The sequence below is a fragment of the Cyclobacterium sp. L-R genome (genome assembly GCF_056859355.1).
Genome location: NZ_JBSXOH010000098.1, coordinates 33,151 through 52,611 on the forward strand (window position 1 = coordinate 33,151; position 19,461 = coordinate 52,611).

General features: G+C 38.8%; 15 protein-coding genes. 7 read left to right on the top strand and 8 right to left on the bottom strand.

All coding sequences use genetic code 11. The features are described from left to right. Positions 1 to 80: 80 nt before the first annotated feature. Positions 81 to 950: a hypothetical protein gene (locus AC13EX_RS23030; RefSeq protein WP_482894511.1), complete on the top strand. Its 870-nt coding sequence runs from the start codon at positions 81 to 83 to the stop codon at positions 948 to 950. Beyond that, the gene (locus AC13EX_RS23035) at positions 943 to 2,499 is read left to right on the top strand and encodes a S1 family peptidase (protein ID WP_482894512.1); all 1,557 of its coding nucleotides are present in this window, start codon (positions 943 to 945) and stop codon (positions 2,497 to 2,499) included. The genes AC13EX_RS23030 and AC13EX_RS23035 overlap by 8 nt, the downstream gene beginning before the upstream one ends. A 161-nt stretch (positions 2,500 to 2,660) precedes the next feature. Here AC13EX_RS23035 and AC13EX_RS23040 read toward each other — a convergent pair whose 3' ends face one another. Next, a complete protein-coding gene (locus AC13EX_RS23040; RefSeq protein ID WP_482894513.1) occupies positions 2,661 to 4,007 on the bottom strand; it encodes a M28 family metallopeptidase in 1,347 nt (448 codons plus the stop codon). A gap of 338 nt (positions 4,008 to 4,345) precedes the next feature. On the opposite strand from AC13EX_RS23040, the gene AC13EX_RS23045 reads away from it, so the two are divergent. Both AC13EX_RS23045 and AC13EX_RS23050 read left to right on the top strand, forming a co-directional pair. Next, positions 4,346 to 6,835, top strand: a complete 2,490-nt coding sequence (locus AC13EX_RS23045; protein ID WP_482894514.1) for an NAD-binding protein — start codon at positions 4,346 to 4,348, stop codon at positions 6,833 to 6,835. An 18-nt stretch (positions 6,836 to 6,853) separates the two neighbouring features. Continuing rightward, a complete protein-coding gene (locus AC13EX_RS23050) occupies positions 6,854 to 7,918 on the top strand; it encodes an STING domain-containing protein (protein WP_482894515.1) in 1,065 nt (354 codons plus the stop codon). A 192-nt stretch (positions 7,919 to 8,110) separates the two neighbouring features. On the opposite strand, the gene AC13EX_RS23055 is transcribed toward AC13EX_RS23050, so the two are convergent. The 7 genes from AC13EX_RS23055 to rpmB form a co-directional block, all read right to left on the bottom strand. Beyond that, a complete protein-coding gene (locus AC13EX_RS23055; RefSeq protein ID WP_048642290.1) occupies positions 8,111 to 8,998 on the bottom strand; it encodes a dienelactone hydrolase family protein in 888 nt (295 codons plus the stop codon). A gap of 565 nt (positions 8,999 to 9,563) precedes the next feature. Then, positions 9,564 to 10,445, bottom strand: coding sequence for a cation diffusion facilitator family transporter (locus AC13EX_RS23060; RefSeq protein WP_482894516.1), 882 nt, complete (start codon positions 10,443 to 10,445; stop codon positions 9,564 to 9,566). 214 nt (positions 10,446 to 10,659) lie between these two features. After that, positions 10,660 to 14,160 carry a sulfatase-like hydrolase/transferase gene (locus AC13EX_RS23065; protein WP_482894517.1) on the bottom strand — a complete coding sequence of 1,167 codons (3,501 nt, stop codon included), beginning with the start codon at positions 14,158 to 14,160 and terminating at the stop codon, positions 10,660 to 10,662. 244 nt (positions 14,161 to 14,404) lie between these two features. Next, positions 14,405 to 15,364, bottom strand: coding sequence for a signal recognition particle-docking protein FtsY (ftsY, locus tag AC13EX_RS23070; protein WP_048642287.1), 960 nt, complete (start codon positions 15,362 to 15,364; stop codon positions 14,405 to 14,407). 89 nt (positions 15,365 to 15,453) lie between these two features. Next, a complete protein-coding gene (locus AC13EX_RS23075) occupies positions 15,454 to 15,606 on the bottom strand; it encodes a DUF4295 domain-containing protein (protein ID WP_084011759.1) in 153 nt (50 codons plus the stop codon). 31 nt (positions 15,607 to 15,637) lie between these two features. Next, entirely contained in the window at positions 15,638 to 15,820 is a 183-nt protein-coding gene (gene rpmG / locus AC13EX_RS23080) for a 50S ribosomal protein L33 (RefSeq protein ID WP_014020702.1), read from the bottom strand. 34 nt (positions 15,821 to 15,854) lie between these two features. Beyond that, positions 15,855 to 16,097, bottom strand: coding sequence for a 50S ribosomal protein L28 (gene rpmB / locus AC13EX_RS23085; RefSeq protein WP_014020701.1), 243 nt, complete (start codon positions 16,095 to 16,097; stop codon positions 15,855 to 15,857). A 224-nt stretch (positions 16,098 to 16,321) separates the two neighbouring features. Here rpmB and rocD point away from each other — a divergent pair, with 224 nt between their 5' ends. The 3 genes from rocD to hemB all read left to right on the top strand — a co-directional run bounded on the left by rocD (position 16,322) and on the right by hemB (position 19,319). Next, positions 16,322 to 17,599: an ornithine--oxo-acid transaminase gene (gene rocD, locus AC13EX_RS23090; RefSeq protein WP_482894518.1), complete on the top strand. Its 1,278-nt coding sequence runs from the start codon at positions 16,322 to 16,324 to the stop codon at positions 17,597 to 17,599. Between the two features lie 10 nt (positions 17,600 to 17,609). Beyond that, complete coding sequence (locus AC13EX_RS23095) at positions 17,610 to 18,266, top strand: HAD family hydrolase (RefSeq protein WP_482894519.1); 657 nt, start codon at positions 17,610 to 17,612, stop codon at positions 18,264 to 18,266. 84 nt (positions 18,267 to 18,350) lie between these two features. Next, positions 18,351 to 19,319 carry a porphobilinogen synthase gene (gene hemB, locus AC13EX_RS23100; RefSeq protein WP_482894520.1) on the top strand — a complete coding sequence of 323 codons (969 nt, stop codon included), beginning with the start codon at positions 18,351 to 18,353 and terminating at the stop codon, positions 19,317 to 19,319. The last annotated feature ends 142 nt before the right edge of the window (positions 19,320 to 19,461 follow it).

The window sequence follows — 19,461 nt, forward strand, 5'->3', positions numbered from 1 at the left end:
TTCCATATTTTTTATTAAATTGTATTAGCTTAAACCACGTTTTCTACTCTAATCAATATACAAACTAAACTCTTTACTGAATGGAAGAGAAAGATTCGGATGCCCCCAATTCTGCTAAAAGCCATTTAAAGGATTTATTACCCGATGGGGAAGCAAATCACCTAATAAATCGGTTTCAAGGCTATGCTGCAATTTTTAATGGCTTGGGTATAGGCCTATTTTTGGGATTGCTACTTGGACTGTCTGTATCCCCTGTAGTAAGCGGAGTGATTGGCACTATCTCTTCATTACTCGCTATTTTAGTAGGACTCAACGAAAAGTTCCTAGACCCAATAAAAAGTCTTCGAATTGGCGCCTTTGGTTTATTCTCTGTCCTCGGTATTCTGTTGGGCTTGTATATACGCGCCAATGACCCATTCTCCCCTAGCTTGGCAGATAAAGTGAAAACTTTCACGGATATAGGATATACCGAAAATGAGGCCCGAGGGTTCGTGACCGGCTTTATACAATCCGACTCCACCGCTGCCATAAGACAAGCTAACGTGCTTTATAGCTCAGCGTTAAAAATCCAAGCTTGTGACTTTCTGGTATACGCAAGTTCGGAAACACCTGTCCCAGAGGTTTATAATACCTTCAATACAGCAGGAGGAATATGGGCTCAACTTTCTTCTCTTTTCAAAAAAGACCTTTCCGATAAAACAGGTGCAGAAGCACTGTTAATCCTTAGAGATGAATTTTGTGAAAACAGCACATTGGATGGAAGAACCATCATGGTTGAGGGAGAAATCACCAAACTTAACCAACAAAGTAATCTGGAAGAAATGACTGAAGCCTTTGAAAACTCCAATGCCCCCTGGTCTAAAATAATAAAGAAGCTAAATACCCAATTCAATCCCGATGAAAGAGTATTGGTAATTCATTCTTTGATTAAAATTTTCAACCATGAATAAATTATTTTGGTGCATTGTATTGATTTTCTTCCTTACCTATGGAGGATTTGCCAGACAATTTAATCCTGACAACGCAAAAAATGCATTAGTAAAAGTTATTGTCTCTACAAACAACAATGCATCAAATGCGCTAACAGGATTTGTCTGGAAATCACCAAACCAGGTTGTTACTTCTCTTCATGGAATGAGCCGTACAGGTAATATCCGCATTTTATACCAGGGACAGGCATGGAGAAAAGCCAAAATAAAAAAAGTGCTTCAAAAGGCAGACCTCGTACTTCTGGAACTGATGGAAGGAGAACCTTCACCACCCTCTGGTGTAATACCCATAAATCAATTCAACACTTCAAAAATAGAATTTGGAACAGATGTTTTTGCCTTGGGTTATAATGGAGGTGCAACCGGAAGTTCATCCAGGCAAATGAAAAAGGGATATGTAGATCCTGAAAAACTTAGCCATTTGATTCCAAAAAAGGACAAAGATGCACTGGCAAAAATTGGATTTCCAGCCCTTGATCTCAACATCCTTTACCTTGAAGGAAGCCTGCTGCCTGGCTTTTCGGGTGCACCGGTATTTGACTCGAAGAGCCAACTAATCGGAATAGGAGATGGTGGGCTTGAAAAAGGAGCTAGTAATGTTAGCTGGATTATTCCTGCAAGCTATCTTACAGAATTGGAGCAGTCTAACAACACCACACTACCAATTGGCTTTGAGAACCTTACCCAACTTTTTTCTGCTGCTGCAGTAATTGAATCTCCCAGCACTGAGCCTGCCTCTTTGGAAACGGAAAAATTAATTTTATATGAATCTAACTTCAAATCATCGAACGTTGCGCCCGTCAATGCCATAGGTTTTGAATTTTATCCTACAAAAAACAGGTCTTTGACTGAAATGATCGAATCTTCTGACGATCCGGAAAATTTGCTTAAACTTTCTGATGAGTTTGAGTTGGACATGAACATTCAGTTGGATTATGATGCGATGCGATTTGACATTTATGAAGACATTAGTAATGGGGTGGTAGTAGCTGTACCAGAAGGAATGACACTCACTTATAACCCTGCTGAAGAAGCCTTTCAAGTAATCAATCCAGATAATAACGACATGCAGCTTTATTTTTATGGTATACAAAATGATTTCACACAGACTAATTTCGAAGATCTTTTGATGTCAGTAGGTCAGATCATCAATCAAAATTTTTCTATGCGTTATGGTGTAAGTGGTTTTACAATTGACACCGACTACTCAGTTTGGGATGAATATCAGGGCGGACGAAAAATTGCTTGGATATTGTCTCTAGGAAATGAATACCTAATGGGGCAGGATGGATTGCAATACGGCCTCTATGTATACATAACCTTGCTTATGACTGAAGAAAAAACTTTTATGGCAATCGCTACCATCCCCGTACCTGTAGAGATGGTAGCCCTAGCTATATCCACAGGAATAGACTGCAATAACCCGGGGATTTTTTCTGAATACTGTGTCTATTTCAATAAGATGTTTAAAACATTTTCGGCAGCTCATTTGGTGAATTTCGCCTATTGATATGACGTTAAGTTAAAATGCTAAACATGTATTATATATTTCTGGTCAGACAGATTAAATCGTCATTGCAACCTCTTTTTTAGGGCTGCTGAGAAAGGAAAACTTGTAGCAGTCGTGCTTTCCGTGAAATAAATACGATTTCCGCCCCTACTACTTCTTCACTAACGTATAGGCGCCGGAAATACACCCAAGCTTTCTTCGCCCTCTTTGCTTACTGCCTGAACAGCAAAAAAATAATTGTCCTTTGAATAAGGTATTTCGATGGACCTGTCCCGGGTGTAAATTTTCTTTTCCCACATAGCCGAACTGGTTTCCCTGATTAACACATAGTAGCCATCTGCCTCACCAAATGCTGGTGGCTTCCATTTAAGCCGGGAACTATTGGTGAGTTCACTTATCACAATCCCCACCTCTCGTGGAACGGAGGGTGCCCTAGCCAAGCTAGCCAGAACCACCAAATTTACAGCTGTATTTTTTCGCAGGTACTCGAAATCAATGTGTTCGGGTTTATCACCATAGGCTATCCCTTCCTCCATTCTAATATCCTGATGCTGTTGATTGTAATTTTCATTCATCTCGCAAAGTCGCACTGCTGTAAACCCTTCTCTTGAAAAAGGGGTATGGTCTCCTCCTCTTAAAAAACGATCGTTCCGGTACAATAATTTGATTTCAAGATGATCCACATACCGTTCACCTACCTCTTTAATATACCTTGCAAGTTGCCTCGACTTGCTGTCATTTTCAGCGTTCGTTTGTCTCCTTAAGGTGGCCATCTTATCAGTTTCAAAAAGTGGAACACCTTCACTAAAGACCCTAAGTTTGGTATTGTCTCGTATTTCTGTTCCACTGGACCTGCTATTACCAATCATATCATTGTTAATCATTGCCACAAGGTTCCATTGCTCTTCTTTGGCTCTTTTTGCTAAATGCGTAGCACCAATCAAGCCTTGTTCCTCTCCTGAAACAGCTACAAAAACGATGGTAGCAGGAAAGGATTTCCTCGACATTATTCTTACCATCTCTATCAATGCTACCACGCCCGAACCATCATCATTGGCTCCAGGAGCATCATTTTCGTGGTCCATAATGTCAGTAACTCTGCTATCTATATGCCCACTGACCACAAAGACTCTGTCATCTTTTGGATCGCTACCTTTGAGTGTCGCCATGACATTGCCCATTCTGGTTTTCTGAGCTACTCTTTTCCCATCCGCAGCAACGGTGAAATAATCAATTTCTGATGTAAGCCTGCCTCCCGCTAGCGGTTCAAATGAGCGAAACTTCCTCAAAACATATTGCCTTGCAGCTTCTATTCCCCTTTCCCCGGAGTCCTGACTAAGCGAATGCCTTGTTCCAAATGCCAGGAGACCATAAAGATATTCCTTCAAACTATCTGAAGAAACTTGATTGGCCATCCTAAGAATCTCAGGGTTTCGATGAATGGTAGTGACCTGAGAATAACTCAAAGGAGACCAAATCAAAAATAATAGTACATATATAAGTCTCATTGCTTTATTTTAAAATAACGTGAAACTAAACAAAACCTAATTCAGTATAATCTCGGCCTTATTAAAAGCACTTTGAAAGAAATACAAAATACGGAAATAGAAATAAATTAGATCAATTTTACAAAAAATACCCTATAAATAGAAACTACTGAAATAAATCACATCTCTTATAACATGATATATTTATTTACCAATAACATTCAAACACAAACTTGTTAACTGAATTTTATACAAAGGAACTCTCACAAAAGATTCAAATTTTACTGATTAAAGAAGAGGATTATTTCAAAACCTTTTATATATTGTACTACCCTGACAACCAATGACAAATAAAAATTATGCCCAAACTCTCAATTGGAATTTCCGGACACATAGACCTTATACCCGGAGATTTTAATTTTATTAAGAAAAGAATAAAAGAGAAAATAGAGAAAATCACCAAGGGGCTTTTACCATCAGATGTAGTTTTATACACGGGAATGGCTAAAGGCGCAGACTGCTTAACAGCAGAAGTTGCTCTCGACTTAGGAATCAGGGTAGTGGCCGTAAGGAGTATTCTGAATAAAGATGAACCGTTACCCGATGGTATAGAAAAAAAAGTGCTTCCATATCATTTCCTCGAAAATGAAGCGCAATTATCGTATGTTGCTTTGGGGGACTTTCTCGTTCATAATAGCGACCATTTGTTGGTACTTTGGGATGGTATATACAATGGTAAAAAAGGAGGCACATCTGAAGTTGTTCTTAAAGCATTGAATAGCCAACGTAAGTTTTCCCTCCACCAATTGGTCGTTCCGCGAAAACAAAACCCTTATCCCCTAGCAAATCTCCTAAAAGAAAGCCTAAATTTTAGAAATGAAAAATTTCAAAGAATACCATTTACTGTCCATTTTAGCTGGATTGAACTGGTATTACCTTTGGAAAAAAAAGAATCACTGGTAAAAAAGTGGCTAAGGATTTCATTACATTTTTTAAAATCTAAAATTTTTCTATCCTTCTGTTTGCCCATAATATTAGTGGTTTTAACGATTAGCTTGGGAGCTTTGGGGTTTTCGGAAATCTCCCCGTGGATTACCAGTGAAAACGCATTTTACAAAGCTGTTAATCTTTTGACCTTAAGCGAATCAGTAATTATATCGCCCAAGAACTTACCCACTAGCCTTCAAGTCGCTAGATTATTGGGGCTTATTACAACAATGTCAGCCTTTGCGATCGCCTTTTTTCTGGCGCTAGGAAATGAATGGAAAAGGGTAAGACTGAGTATTTTTAGATTGATCTATAAAGCTCGCTATACTTTGGTAATAGGCTCTGGAGAAAAGAGTTTTGACCTTATCAAGGACTTAAGCCAAGCTAGAAAAAAAATAGTATGGCTTGTTTCAACAGATTCTGTGTTATTTGCAGAGGAGGTTGACAGAATGGGTGTTATCCTTATAAAAGGTCAGTCTCATTCTGAAGACACCCTCAAAAAAGTCCATTACCAAAGCGCAAATGAAATATTCTTAATGGATGATGATGACACGAAAAACATTCGTGGAGCATTGGAATTGGATAGATTAACACCAAGCGGATCTCTAAAACAAAAATGGTATGTACACATTCAAAGCAAAAGTCAACGTCAGCTCTTAACCACCCATATACGAAAAGAATTTTGGGCAAATATTCATGTTTTTGACACCAATGAGAATACCGCCAGAAGACTCCAACTCTATTATCCCTTTGATAGGTTTTACCAAAGTCCGGGTACAAATGCCACCCATGTTGTGGTATTTGGTTTTGGGAAATTGGCTCAAGAAATTGTTTTAAGTGCACTTCGGCTTGGACATTTCCCTTATGGGAAGCGGCTTAAAGTAAGTGTGTTTTGTAAAAATGCCAACGAAGAAAAAATTCAATTTGAATCGCATTATCCTGCTTTAAACCCTCACGCATCTTCACAATATCATTTAAACCTTCTTAAGGAAAATTTATGGGAAGATGAAAGTTTGTCTTTTCATGAGCTCCCGAATGCCGACAGTGAATTATTGTCAAACCAAAACCTTTTATTTACCCAAATATTAAAGGAAAAACATATTGTTAGTCTATATGCATGCCTGGAAAACGGGTTCGAATCCGGTGCGATATTGTCTGTATTACTGCCCAAGCTTAACTTTATTAAAACACAGAGAAATTGTAACCTACAGGTTTTCTGTTTTTACAATTTTCCAGATAAAAATGAAGAGAAGGCGACAGAATACCGTTTCAATTGCCTTGCTCCCGACATACCTGTGGTTTGTTTTGGTAATTTACTGGATGAATGTTCAGCAGTTGCCATTCGAGACAGGGCACTTGATGCCCTCCCCAAACAAATTGCCTATTGGTATACAAAAAAATATGGAGACAGTTCCTTAAATATAGAACAGGCTTGGTTGCTAACCAGTGAACAAGAAAAAGAATCCAATCGCAATGCTGCAGATCATCTGTGGATCAAAATTAGGTCCATTTGGCATATTATAGACTGGAAATTTAACCCAAAAACCTTTGAATTATTGCCTGATGTGGTCATAACTCCAGAAAATGAACTTCCATTATGTGAAACCGAGCATAGAAGATGGTGTGCTGAACTTCTTCTAAAGGGATTTAGGCCTTTACAAGACGCTGGCCTTACTATGGAAGAGATCGAAGACCTAAGGGAATTATGGTATAAACCCGGTGGAAAAGACTTGCTTAAAGCTCAAAAATTGCATATAGATTTACTGCTATTTGAAGACATTGAACCTTCCGAACAGGAAAAAGATTTAAACCAAATTCGCAATATCCCTAAATTCCTTAAAGCTATAATAAATACCGAATAATCTTTTACTTCTTCCTATATGTCTAGTCAAGAATTAATAAAACGCTGTTTTGTCATCGGACCCATGAAGGACATTGATAAGCTCCGGTTGCTGGCGCATCAAATAGTAGCTCCTCTTGTTCAACCCTATGGTTTTGAAATTATTACGCCAGATGAAGGTAATATTGGCTCCGTGATGGACCAGGTGCTTCTCTATTTGGAACAAGCCGACATCCTAGTCGCAGACATCACCGGGAATAATCCTAATGTGATGTACGAGTTGGGAATTTATCACTCCTTCGGTAAACCTTCAATAATAATAAAGAACAGTTCTCAATCTGTTGAACAAGAACAAACCCCATTTGACATTGCGGCCTATCGGTTCACAGCACTCCCCTTTGATGACATAGCTGAATCGAAAAAAATTCTGAAGCCTAGTATAGATGCTATAATCAATGTTTTGGGTGAAATCGATTGGTTCCCTAATCCTGTTACCCGGTTTTATGATTCCCCAATAGCCGAAATTCCCACCGCAGTAGGTCTTTCGAAAAATTACCTTAAAAATTTTATGGGAATGATCCTACCCAAGGTATTTATGCGACAAGAGGACAATGATAATTTTGAGCTGAAAGTATCTGAAGCCGATGGTATTGACGACAAAGGCAACCTTAAATACCATCTATTAACCTATCAGGAAAGAGAAAATATGCGCTTTGAAATACTGGTCCCCATAAAAATGCACATGGCCAGTCATGAGTATATCCGCAATCTCAAAGAAAGTAAGCTGATTGAATACAAGGAAGCAAAAGTAAAGCTAAGAACAAGAGAATTTAACTTGCATATCCGACGTGATGAAAACGGACACCCCGTATTGATCGATATCCCTACTGTACTTGTTACTTTAAACGAAAGCATTCAGCGAAGAAGAGGATTGCAACAAACACAAATAGACAATACTGAATGGATTTTATTAGAGGCACAGGAATTAGAGCGATTTGCCAACAAATGTGAACTGTTTCAAAAGAAATTAGCAAAAGATTTTCCAAGTGTTAGAAAAAAAATAATTATCAATTGGAGGTGGAATCCTGAATCAGATTTGGATTAAAAGCCAAAAAAAGAAATTATAAACCCCGTAGGGATAAAAAATGTATACCCATTGGTTGAAAAAAACAAATGCAAAACCATTTTAGGGGAATTGTTGCGAAAAAAGGCAACAATTCTCCCAAAAACCTCTCAAATAAGCGCAATTACATTGTATCTTCAATGTCCTCCATTCTGGGTATAGGAAACAATAACGCTACTTCAAATGCTCTTTGAAAAAATCAATCGTTCTTCCCCAGGCAAGTTTTGCAGCAGCCTCATCATATCGAGGCGTGGAATGATTGTGGAAACCATGGTTAACTTCAGGATACATATAAGCCGTATAGGTTTTGTCATTTGCCTTTAACGCTTTCTCATAATCTGGCCAACCTGCATTTACCCTGGTATCTAAGCCTGCAAAATGTAACATCAAGGGAGCATTTATGGCCGCAGTTTCTTCTGCCGTAGGTTGACCTCCATAAAATGGAACAGCTGCCGAAAGATCAGGCACCCTAACTGCCATCATATTGGAAACCCATCCTCCAAAGCAAAACCCTACTACCCCTACTTTACCCGTGCATTGCTCATGCGTTTTCAAGGTTTCAAAACCTGCAATAAAATCCTGCAACATTTCCTCTCTATCTCTTTTGCCTTGCATAGTTCTACCCTCATCATCTGTACCCGGGTATCCTCCCATAGGTGACAAGGCATCAGGTGCCAAAGCAATAAACCCATCCAAAGCAGCCTGACGCGCAGTGTCCTCAACATAGGGATTAAGCCCTCTGTTTTCGTGCACTACAACTATCCCCGGCAATTTCCCTGATACCTCTTTTGGACGTACAAGTAATCCTTTCATGGTGCCTGCTCCCTTTGGGGATTTATAAGTAATGGTCTCTTCAATTAGACGAGGATCGGCTTCAGAAAACCGACTTGTCTTGGCATAATTGGGCATCAAAAAACCCATGATAGCGGCGACTGTTAAACCTCCTACTGCAAAGTTGGAAAGCTTATTAACAAATTCTCTGCGATCTATCCTACTGTGGGCATAATCATCATAGAGGTCAAAAACTTCTTGGTTAAGGTCTTCTTTTTTCAGGGGTTTCATGGCATGGTATTTTAGGTTATTATTGAAATAGGCAATTCTAATTCATTTTTTTAATAAAATTTATGAAAAATACATTTTTTCATGCTTTTAAGAACCTGCTAAGTAATGTCGCTCTTCGGTAAGTCTTAGGCAGGATTATCTTTTTTTCAAATGCCTTTATAGCTTCTATTCGCTATTCCGCATTATGGAATTCAATATAAAAAATATTACAGATATTAATTCTTTTTTTCTCTGTCTTTCAACGTTTTAACCCGGATTATGTAATAGGATTAGTGATAGCCTGTCCCGTGTTTACGGGAAGTGTGGCAATCGCAAGAAAATCAGGCTGTTTGGATATTTTAGCATAGCACCGCTATGGTGAAATTGAAAACAGCAACAAAGTGGCTGATTTTAAAGCGATTTCAGCACGTAATAGATCGTCTATTACCTATTTCGGGTTTAACACGTTACAAAATCAGAAATCACTACAAAATTCTAACGTTTGCCCTATATCCTTTTTTCAATATAAATAATTTAGGAGGTAAGTTATTTATAATGGTAACAAAAAATGTAGACAGGATTGGATTTATTCTGAGCCCAGCTCACAATTTTCAATATCTAATTCAGTCTCTATGGTGAAATGTTTGAAATGGTATTTTTTCAAATGAGCCTTCGCTTCATTTTTCACTTCTAATAATTTTTCAAAAGAGCTGATTCGCTCCAGTTTCAAATGAGTAGAAAAAACATGATGCTCCCCTTCCAGGGACCAAATATGGGTATGATGTAGGGACTGTACGTGCTCAATCGAAAGCAATTCCTTTTCAATTTTAACCAAGTCGATTTCCTTTGGCACTCCCTGTAAAAATACGTACAGGGTCTCCTTCAATCTTCCAACTACACCCCAAAGAATATAGGCCGTAATAAGCAAGGAAAGTGCTGGATCTAGAAAAGGGATATCCTTGAAATTCAACACGATTGCGACTATCATAACGGCCACCCAGCCTAGTACATCCTCTAGTAGATGCCAGGAAACCACTTTCTCGTTCAATGTTTTTCCCCCGCTCATTTTCCAGGCCGCATATCCATTAACAAGGACACCAATAACTGCAAAATAAAACATCCCTTTCGCATCTGCTTGTTCAGGATTCAGTAAGCGACCAAATGCCTCACTAATCACATAAATTGACCCGCCTATCAATACAATGCTATTAATTAGTGCCCCCAATAGCGAAAACCGGGCGTAACCAAAAGAAAATTTTTTATCCGAGCCTTGTTTGGACTTTTTATCCAAATACCAGGCAGTACCAAGTGACAGACTGTCTCCCAAATCATGAACTGCATCAGAAATAATGGCAATACTATTTACAAATAGCCCTCCAACGATTTCCAAAAGGGTAAACCCCAGATTTAGAAAAAACGCAATTTTTAGATTTTTACCGGATTGATGGTGGTGGTGATGTGCTGCCATAATTATTCTTTAACAAGCCAAAATAGGTTCGCAATATTTATTCAACCTAGCCATGTAAAGCGATTTAAATAAGCAGGATGAAAAAGATGAAACCTGCGGATAATACGCTATTGAAATTTTTATTAAAGCCAAAACCCAGCTCAATTCTTTTAATTTTTTACTTGTGCCTACTTGCTGAAGGTTAACCTTTAGCTAGTAGGCACTTCAATCCCAATTAAAATGAATTGACCTGCAATTCTATTTCATTTTTCCCAGGAGAAAGTCGAATAGATCCGAAACGGGTATTGACTTTTTCACCATTAAGGGAGATGGCATCATTGGCATTGTATTTAAGAATTAACTCTGCAGAAACATTGGCAGGCAATTCAAAAACATAGCGTTGCAAACGATTATTTACTTTTCTATAAGAAGCACTAACCTTCCCAGTGATAAAGGGAACGGTTATTTCCGTTTCTGTCAAGCTTCCTAATTGAGGTTTTATTTCCAATAATGCTGCACCTGGAGATTTGGGTTGAATTCCCCACATTTTTCGTGCAACAATATTTCCTGGCACAGCTCCCCAGGCATGGTTCCAATCTGAGTTAGGCTTGTACTTCATGTCCCAAGCCTCCAAAGTTACTGTTGATCCAATAGCAATCATGTTCCACCAACTCCGGTCATGGGTAGCAGTCATCAGTTCTAGAGCATAGTCTGCTTCACCAGCATTGTACAAGCCATCCATTAGGTATTGGGAACCATAAACACTACAGGCCATCCCTCTAGATTTTATAAAATCGACCACTGCATCCACATTTTCTCCCGGCACCATATTAAATGCCAAAGGCATCATATTGGCGTGAAGTGAGGAATGACCTGCACCTTCACCGTCTAGATAAATCCCTTTTTCAGGATCCATTAGTTTTTCATTGACAGCCTTTTTTACTTTAATGGCCATCAATTCGTATTCTCTGGCTTCATCATTTCTATTAAGAAGACGAGCAAATTCACCCATGATTTCCAGGTTACGGAAGTACAATGCATTGATTACTGTATTGATTGGAGTGAAGACAAATCCATCTCTTTCTCCTTCCGCAGTCGCTAACTTCCAACCTGTATCCTTCTGTGCTGGTGGCCAGTCAACAATGTCTTTCATTTTGATTTTGGGATCCTTAAAACCGAGCTTTTTCATGAATTCAGGACTTGCATTTGCTGAACTAATTAAGCCATCTTCCCTCGCCAATTCCATTAGCGTTTTATGCTTCAGTTTATCATAATATTTTTCTATAAGCTCTGTATTTCCTGTGTACATATAATCCTCGTAAAACATCAAGGCTACATGCAATTGCCACTCGGTGGGCCAAGTAGGGTTTTCCATAAAATACTCAATGGTCCTTCTGGCAATTGGGTATTCCCAATCTACAGCATAGTGACTAAGCTGATTGATATAGGCATCCGCTTCGTAAGGAATTCTCTCCCTGTCACCGTCTACATATATTCCGGCGAAAGAAGTGGCCTTCATGGAGTACTTACATAGCTCCCACACTTGATTCAAAACAGTGTCTGAACTGCTAAAACTACTTTGACTGCCATCAAAAAAACTAAAATAAGCTTCTTGAGTAAGCCCTTGTGGTTTCTTTTCTCCTACAATTTCCACATAACGGAATGGGAGTAACACAGGAAAACTATCAGGAAGGGCAACGGCAGCAGGCCCAGTATTTCTTTTGTCTTTTGGCAATGCCAAGGTATATGCAGTTTGACCGGGACTAACTTTAACTTCTATCTCCTCAAATCTAATATTCCCTTGAGGTTCAGCATTTAACCTTCCCTCTTTGAGTTGTTCACCTATCCTCACGGTTAAGATCTCATTTTTTGAGGCTTGATAATCGAATGATAAGTTTGCAAAAGCAGCTTTTCCAAAATCAACCAGCCAGGTATTGGTTGCTACTTTTTGAATTGATTTTGGAGAGATTTCTTCCTTCTCAAATATATTACCTGTGGAAATGTAATTATCAGGTTCCCCTACCTGAAAACTTTGACTGTCTGAATACCTTCCTGTCCGATTGTCCTCGTCCCAAATCCTCACCTTCCAATAATAAGCCTTACCTTCCGTCAGTTCAGGTCCCATATAAGCAATATCAGACACCTCGCCACCCAAAACTTTTCCACTGTTCCAAACATCTCCAATATTTTTCTTACTCTTCTCTGCTGAGCTACTGACCAATATTTGATAAGCCGATTGAAAGTCCAATCCTTCTGGCACCTGCCAGCCAAAATCAGGGGTTTTATCAATAAGTATTTTTTCAGATGGTTTCCTTACCATTTCGATATGCCTATTGATTGGGGCAGCCGTAGTATTGTCCGAGAACTCAGCTGTCATGGCGTCCAATTTTTTGTCAAATTGCGCCACTTTACTAGCATATCGAGGATCCTTTGCCAAGTTGTTTATTTCCATCGGATCTTCCGCCAGGTTATACATTTCGGCTATTGATTGGTCATTAATATAGCGAAAATACTTCCATTCTGCAGTTCTAAGTCCCTCACTTGGTGGTATGTTATCAAAATCCCATAGATGTTCTATTAATACAGTATCTCTATTAAGCTTTTCTCCTTTGATCACTGGAACCAAGCTCTTTCCTTGATATCCCGATGGAACATCAACTCCAGCCAAATCCAATATCGTAGAAGGAACATCCACATTGGCTGCCATTTCTTTGGAGTCTGATTGTTTTTTCAATCTTGGATCCATAACGATCAATGGTACCCTGACTGAATTGTCGTACAACAACCATTTCCCAGCCAATTGACGCTCGCCCAAAAAGTAGCCATTGTCTCCCATCAGGATGATGACGGTATTTTTATCCATCCCTTTGGCTTTTAATTGTTTTCTAATTTTAGCAATTTCAAGATCAATCCCAGAGATCATTCGGTAGTAACCTTTTACACTATGCTGGTATTTATCTGGTGTATCGTACCTCCAAGTCCACCTAAGCCTATTAAATCCGCTTTTAACAATCTCAGGCTGAGCATCAAAATAACGATCTTCAGATATTTTCGCCTTAGGGATAGTTACCCCATCAAGTAGTGGAGCTGTCTCATCTTGCCAGAAGTATTGTTTTTCTGCGGAATCATGAGCATGTGGTGCACTAAAAGAAAGAGAAAGACAGAAAGGCTGATCAGCATCTGCTTCATCAATAAAATCAAGTGCCTGCTGTCCAGTATAACGTGTCAGGTGTACGGTATCCGCTCCAATGGTTTTGTAATAATAGCCACGTCGATCTGAAAATCTCCCATTCCTGTCATAGGATTCGAAGGAATCAAACAAGCCATCCAAATCTTTATAGTTAACACCAAATTTGCCAAAAAATCCTACTTTATAACCTGCCTCTTTGAGCAATTTCGGATAGGCCGTTTCCATATAGGCTGATTTTATCGGGCCTGTTTGAAAAGTGTAAGCATGGCTACGTTCATATAAACCAGTAAAAATGGTCGCTCTACTTGCAGCGCAAATAGGTGTAGTCACCAATGCATTTTGAAAATAAGTTCCTTCTTGAGCCAATTTATCCATCTCAGGTGTATGGATTAAATCATTCCCTGAATAGCCTAAGGCATCCCACCTTTGGTCGTCAGTAAGAATAAATATAATATTTGGCTTTTGATCTTGAGCTTTACTTTCAAAAGAATTGAAAACATTAATGGCTAACAGAAGTAGCACAAGTCTTGTTGAAATGAAGTACATGGGAGTATAATTAATGAACGATAAATGTACTGTTTTTCGATCAAATAGCCATACTGCACTTACCTGTACAGAGATAAATTTATCTCAAAACTACGCTCTTCTTTTTTAACTTAAGCCTGCTTCAATAACAAAAATTAAAGGTAGTTCTTTATTAAATCAGTAGGTGAAAAAATATTATTAATCCTAACTCAAGCACCCTCCAATGTCCTAAATCAAAGTTCCGCCGTTATTTTATTTAAAAAAATTACTGTTTTTTTCGGAACAATGAATCAACAAATTCTTTCCTATTAAAAACCTGTAAGTCACTCATCTTCTCCCCTACACCTATGTATTTCACTGGTATTTTAAATTGGTCCGAGATTCCAATTACCACTCCACCCTTGGCTGTACCGTCTAATTTGGTGATAGCAAGCGCACTAATTTCAGTTGCTTTCGTGAATTCCTTGGCTTGAATAAAAGCATTCTGACCAGTAGACCCATCAAGAACCAGTAAAATTTCATGTGGAGCATCTGGGATAAACTTTTGCATCACTCTTTTGATTTTAGTAAGCTCGTTCATTAAGTTTACTTTGGTATGCAATCTTCCCGCGGTATCTACAATTACCACATCAGCCTTCATTTCTACGGCCTTTTTGACAGTATCAAATGCTACCGAAGCTGGGTCTGTATTCATTCCATGCGAAATAACAGGGACGTCTACGCGCTCTCCCCAAAGGATCAACTGATCCACTGCTGCAGCCCTAAAAGTATCAGCAGCACCAAGTACAACCGACTTGCCTGCTTGCTTAAATTGATGGGCCAATTTTCCAATAGTAGTGGTTTTCCCTACACCATTGACTCCTACCACCATAATAACGTAAGGCTTTTTGTCGGTAGGAAGATCAAAACTACCAAGATCTTGAGTATTGTTCTCTTCTAACAAGCCGGCAATCTCTTCCCTAAGCAAGACATCAAGTTCTCCGGTGCTTATATATTTATCTCTAGCAACCCTCTCCTCGATTCGTTGGATGATTTTAATGGTAGTATCTACCCCAACATCGGATGTGATAAGAATCTCTTCTAACTCATCCAAAATGTCTTCATCCACTTTAGACTTGCCTACAATGGCTTTTCCTAGTTTTGAAAATAGGTTATCGCTGGATTTTTCCAGTCCCTTATCTAAACTTTCTTTTTTCTCTTTAGAAAAAAAATCAAATATTCCCATAATTTTTTAAATCTGAGACGAATATACGCAAAAATCCCTTTCGGATGGAACCGAAAGGGATAGTAAAAGTTTTGTATGCCTTGAAAACCTTATTTCTTCAGGATTTCCTGAACCATTTGGCTTGGCACCATTTCTTCTTTAAAGGTATAAGCTCCAGTTTTTTCAGATCTAACTGCCTTAATTACCTTGGCATAAGTCACGCCACCTTCTTTTTTCAGTGTTGCTACTACTTTCTTAGCCATAATATTATCGTTTTACCCTTGGGTTGTGTGATTACTTGATTTCCTTGTGAACAGTCACCTTTTTCAAGATGGGGTTGAATTTCTTAAGTTCCAACCTTTCTGTAGTGTTTTTTCTGTTCTTAGTAGTGATGTACCGAGAAGTCCCGGGCATTCCACTTGTTTTATGTTCAGTGCACTCTAAAATCACCTGAACTCTATTACCTTTCTTAGCCATTTCCTGTTATTTTAATATTGGTGTGAGGCAAGTCTTATTTAATAATAATCTCTCCTTTTTTCTGCGCCTCTTTTAATACAGCGCTGATTCCTTTTTTATTTATCGTTCTCAAAGCTGAGGACGACACCTTTAAAGTGATCCATGCGTCTTCTTCAGGGATATAAAAGCTCTTCTTATGCAGGTTAGGGTAAAATCTACGCTTAGTTTTATTATTGGCGTGTGATACGTTATTTCCTACCTGAGGCCTTTTTCCAGTAATGTCACAAATTTTTGCCATGATATATATGTATCCAGTAATGATTGACTTTTTTCAATTGGGTTTGCAAATATCGGAAGATTTCATTAAATAACAAAAGTGTACCCCATAATTATTTAATAAATCCCTGCGCTCCAAGTTTTTGGTTTTGATTAATGATTCCAAAACCCTTTTATTATATTTGCCAAACAGTGCAATTGTGCTGCAAATATATATTTAAATTGAACAAAAAAAAGGAATCCAGAATGAAGAAAATCAGCTCAAGTCAGGAAGCCATTCAGCTAGAAAATAAATTTGGTGCACACAATTACCACCCCTTGCCAGTGGTCCTTAGTAAAGGCGAAGGGGTTTACCTTTGGGATGTAGAAGGTAAAAAATACTACGATTTTCTCTCTGCGTATTCTGCTGTAAATCAAGGACATTGCCATCCTAAAATAAAAGATGCTCTTGTAGAACAAGCCGGAACACTCACCTTAACATCAAGGGCATTTTACAATGACACACTAGGGCCTTATGAGGAATACATCACCTCCTATTTCGGTTTTGACAAAGTACTCCCAATGAATACTGGAGCGGAAGCCGTAGAGACAGCCATCAAGATTGCTAGAAAATGGGGATACGATAAAAAAGCAGTACAACCACATCAAGCTAAAATAATTGTTGCCAAAGAAAATTTTCATGGTAGGACCACTACTATTGTTTCTTTTTCCACAGATGAAGATGCACGTAATAATTTTGGGCCTTATACACCAGGTTTTATACAAATCCCTTACAACGATCTGGAAGCACTCAGTGCGGTGCTAATCAATAATCCTGACACCGTCGGCTTTCTAATAGAACCGATCCAAGGGGAAGCGGGTGTAATCACCCCTAACGAAGACTATATTAAAGAAGCCAAAAAACTTTGCAAGGAACACAATGTATTGTTAATGGCGGACGAAATACAAACCGGCATAGCTAGAACAGGTTCTTTACTTGCCGTTTGTGGGAATTGCAGCTGTCAAGGACATTGCGAAAAACAAGACAGCTATGTAGAACCTGACATCCTAATTCTTGGAAAGGCACTTTCCGGTGGCTTTTTCCCTGTTTCTGCTGTACTTGCCAACAATACCATTATGGAGGTTATCCATCCAGGACAGCATGGGTCCACCTTTGGAGGTAACCCACTAGGCGCAAAAGTAGCCATCGCTGCACTGGAAGTCGTGAAAAACGAAAGATTAGCACAAAATGCCCGGCATTTGGGGGATATATTTAGGAAACGCATGGATCAGCTAATAATGAAGACCCAACTCATCAAGCTCGTAAGAGGTCGTGGCTTATTAAATGCTATAGTGATCAATGACACTGCAGACAGTACAACAGCCTGGGACATTTGTGTCGGGTTAAAAGACAATGGACTCCTCGCCAAACCTACTCATGGAAATATTATCCGCTTTGCCCCTCCACTTGTAATGACTGAAGAAGAACTTCATGATTGCTGTGACATCATTGAACGCACAATTTTAAATTTTAAAAAATCCTGAAAAGCTAAAAATGAGAAACCAAGCGGTAATTTTTGATATGGATGGTGTGATTTGCCACACCAACCCCTTTCACTCTGAAGCCTTTAAAGTGTTTTTTGGAAAAAGGGGACTCAACCCCACTGAAGAAGAATTCGAAAAACACATGTACGGCAAAAGTAACAAGTACATTTTCAACCATTTCTTAGGGAGAGAAATTGTAGGGGAAGAATTCACAAACCTTGAAAATGAAAAAGAAGGCCTGTTTAGAGAAATATATGCAGACAATATTAAAACGATCCCAGAATTCCTTCCATTTCTCCAAGGATTAAAAAATGAGGGGTACCGTACAGGTGTGGCTACTTCAGCACCGAGAGCCAATTTAGATCTCATCATGGGTCACCTGAAATTTTCACCTAATATGGAATCAATTTTAGCTAGTGAGAATGTTAAGAACCACAAGCCTGACCCTGAAGTCTACCTCACCTCCGCAAAATTACTGGATGTAAACCCTGCAAATTGTCTGGTTTTCGAAGATTCTTTTTCAGGGGTTTCTGCCGCCATCAATGCGGGGATGCAAGTGGTTGGGGTTCTCTCTTCACATGCCAAAGAAGATCTACCTCCTTGTCAGTTGTATATTAATGACTATTCAGAAATTGATCTACAAACTGTAGATCAACTTTTACGATAAGGAATACCTAATAAGCTCCCTTTTTAGTAGGAGAGTGATCAATTATACCAATACTATTAAATACCTAACCTTAAAACAAAAGCCATGTTGAGAAGGCCCAGAAGAAATAGAAAATCTCCAGCTATTCGTGCGTTGATTGAAGAAACTAGACTGTCTGTCAAAGATTTTATTCTACCATTGTTTTTAATTGATGGAATCAACCAGAAGGTACCCGTAAAGTCTATGCCTGGAATATATCGGTATTCCTTGGATCAAATGTTAATAGAAATTGAAAGCTGCCTTAAATTAGGCATCACTACCTTTGATATTTTCCCAGCATATACTGAAGATAAAAAAGATCGATGGGCTACAGAAAGCCATCGAGAAGACACCTTTTACTTAAAAGCACTCTTTACCATTAAGCAAACTTTCCCGGAAGCATGCGTTATGACAGATGTAGCCATGGATCCCTATAGTATAGATGGACATGACGGACTTGTCGAGAATGGGAAAATACTGAACGATGAAACTCTGGAAATTTTAGGGGAAATGACTCTTGCCCAAGCAAGGGCTGGTGCAGACATAATAGGCCCATCCGACATGATGGATGGACGAGTAGGCTATTTGAGAAGATTACTTGATAAAAATGGTTTCCAAGACGTATCGATTATGTCTTATACAGCAAAGTACGCAAGCGCTTTTTACAACCCTTTCCGAGATGCACTAGACTCTGCCCCTAAAGCTGGAGACAAAAAAACTTACCAAATGGATCCTTCAAATAGCCAGGAGGCTTTGATTGAAGGCCAATTGGATTTTGATGAAGGCGCAGATTTTCTAATGGTGAAGCCGGCCCTAGCCTATTTAGACATCATTAAACTATTGCATGACCAGTTTCCCCTCCCAATAGCAGCTTATAACGTAAGTGGTGAATACGCCATGATCAAAGCTTCTGCTGCCAATGGCTGGCTGGATGGCGAAAGGGCAATGACTGAGTCATTACTTAGTATAAAAAGAGCCGGAGCAAAAGTCATTCTCACCTACTTTGCTAAAGAATTTGCCCTCCTACAACAATAACATATGTTTTAAAATCAATAACAAATCCCTACTTTCATTGCAAAACAGCTATTAAAAACGGAATTAAAATTCTTAATAGTTAAAGTTATTGCAATTATTTTAAAAAAATAGGAAAATAAATTTTTTATTGGAATAATACCAA

Coding starts and splice junctions, on each gene's coding strand:
- AC13EX_RS23030 (WP_482894511.1), top strand. CDS start 81: ATGGAAGAGAAAGATTCGGATGCCCCCAATTCTGCTAAAAGCCATTTA.
- rpmG (WP_014020702.1), bottom strand. CDS start 15,820: ATGGCTAAGAAAGGTAATAGAGTTCAGGTGATTTTAGAGTGCACTGAA.
- ftsY (WP_048642287.1), bottom strand. CDS start 15,364: ATGGGAATATTTGATTTTTTTTCTAAAGAGAAAAAAGAAAGTTTAGAT.
- AC13EX_RS23095 (WP_482894519.1), top strand. CDS start 17,610: ATGAGAAACCAAGCGGTAATTTTTGATATGGATGGTGTGATTTGCCAC.
- rocD (WP_482894518.1), top strand. CDS start 16,322: ATGAAGAAAATCAGCTCAAGTCAGGAAGCCATTCAGCTAGAAAATAAA.
- AC13EX_RS23075 (WP_084011759.1), bottom strand. CDS start 15,606: ATGGCTAAGAAAGTAGTAGCAACACTGAAAAAAGAAGGTGGCGTGACT.
- AC13EX_RS23060 (WP_482894516.1), bottom strand. CDS start 10,445: ATGGCAGCACATCACCACCACCATCAATCCGGTAAAAATCTAAAAATT.
- rpmB (WP_014020701.1), bottom strand. CDS start 16,097: ATGGCAAAAATTTGTGACATTACTGGAAAAAGGCCTCAGGTAGGAAAT.
- AC13EX_RS23035 (WP_482894512.1), top strand. CDS start 943: ATGAATAAATTATTTTGGTGCATTGTATTGATTTTCTTCCTTACCTAT.
- AC13EX_RS23050 (WP_482894515.1), top strand. CDS start 6,854: ATGTCTAGTCAAGAATTAATAAAACGCTGTTTTGTCATCGGACCCATG.
- AC13EX_RS23055 (WP_048642290.1), bottom strand. CDS start 8,998: ATGAAACCCCTGAAAAAAGAAGACCTTAACCAAGAAGTTTTTGACCTC.
- AC13EX_RS23065 (WP_482894517.1), bottom strand. CDS start 14,160: ATGTACTTCATTTCAACAAGACTTGTGCTACTTCTGTTAGCCATTAAT.
- AC13EX_RS23040 (WP_482894513.1), bottom strand. CDS start 4,007: ATGAGACTTATATATGTACTATTATTTTTGATTTGGTCTCCTTTGAGT.
- AC13EX_RS23045 (WP_482894514.1), top strand. CDS start 4,346: ATGCCCAAACTCTCAATTGGAATTTCCGGACACATAGACCTTATACCC.
- hemB (WP_482894520.1), top strand. CDS start 18,351: ATGTTGAGAAGGCCCAGAAGAAATAGAAAATCTCCAGCTATTCGTGCG.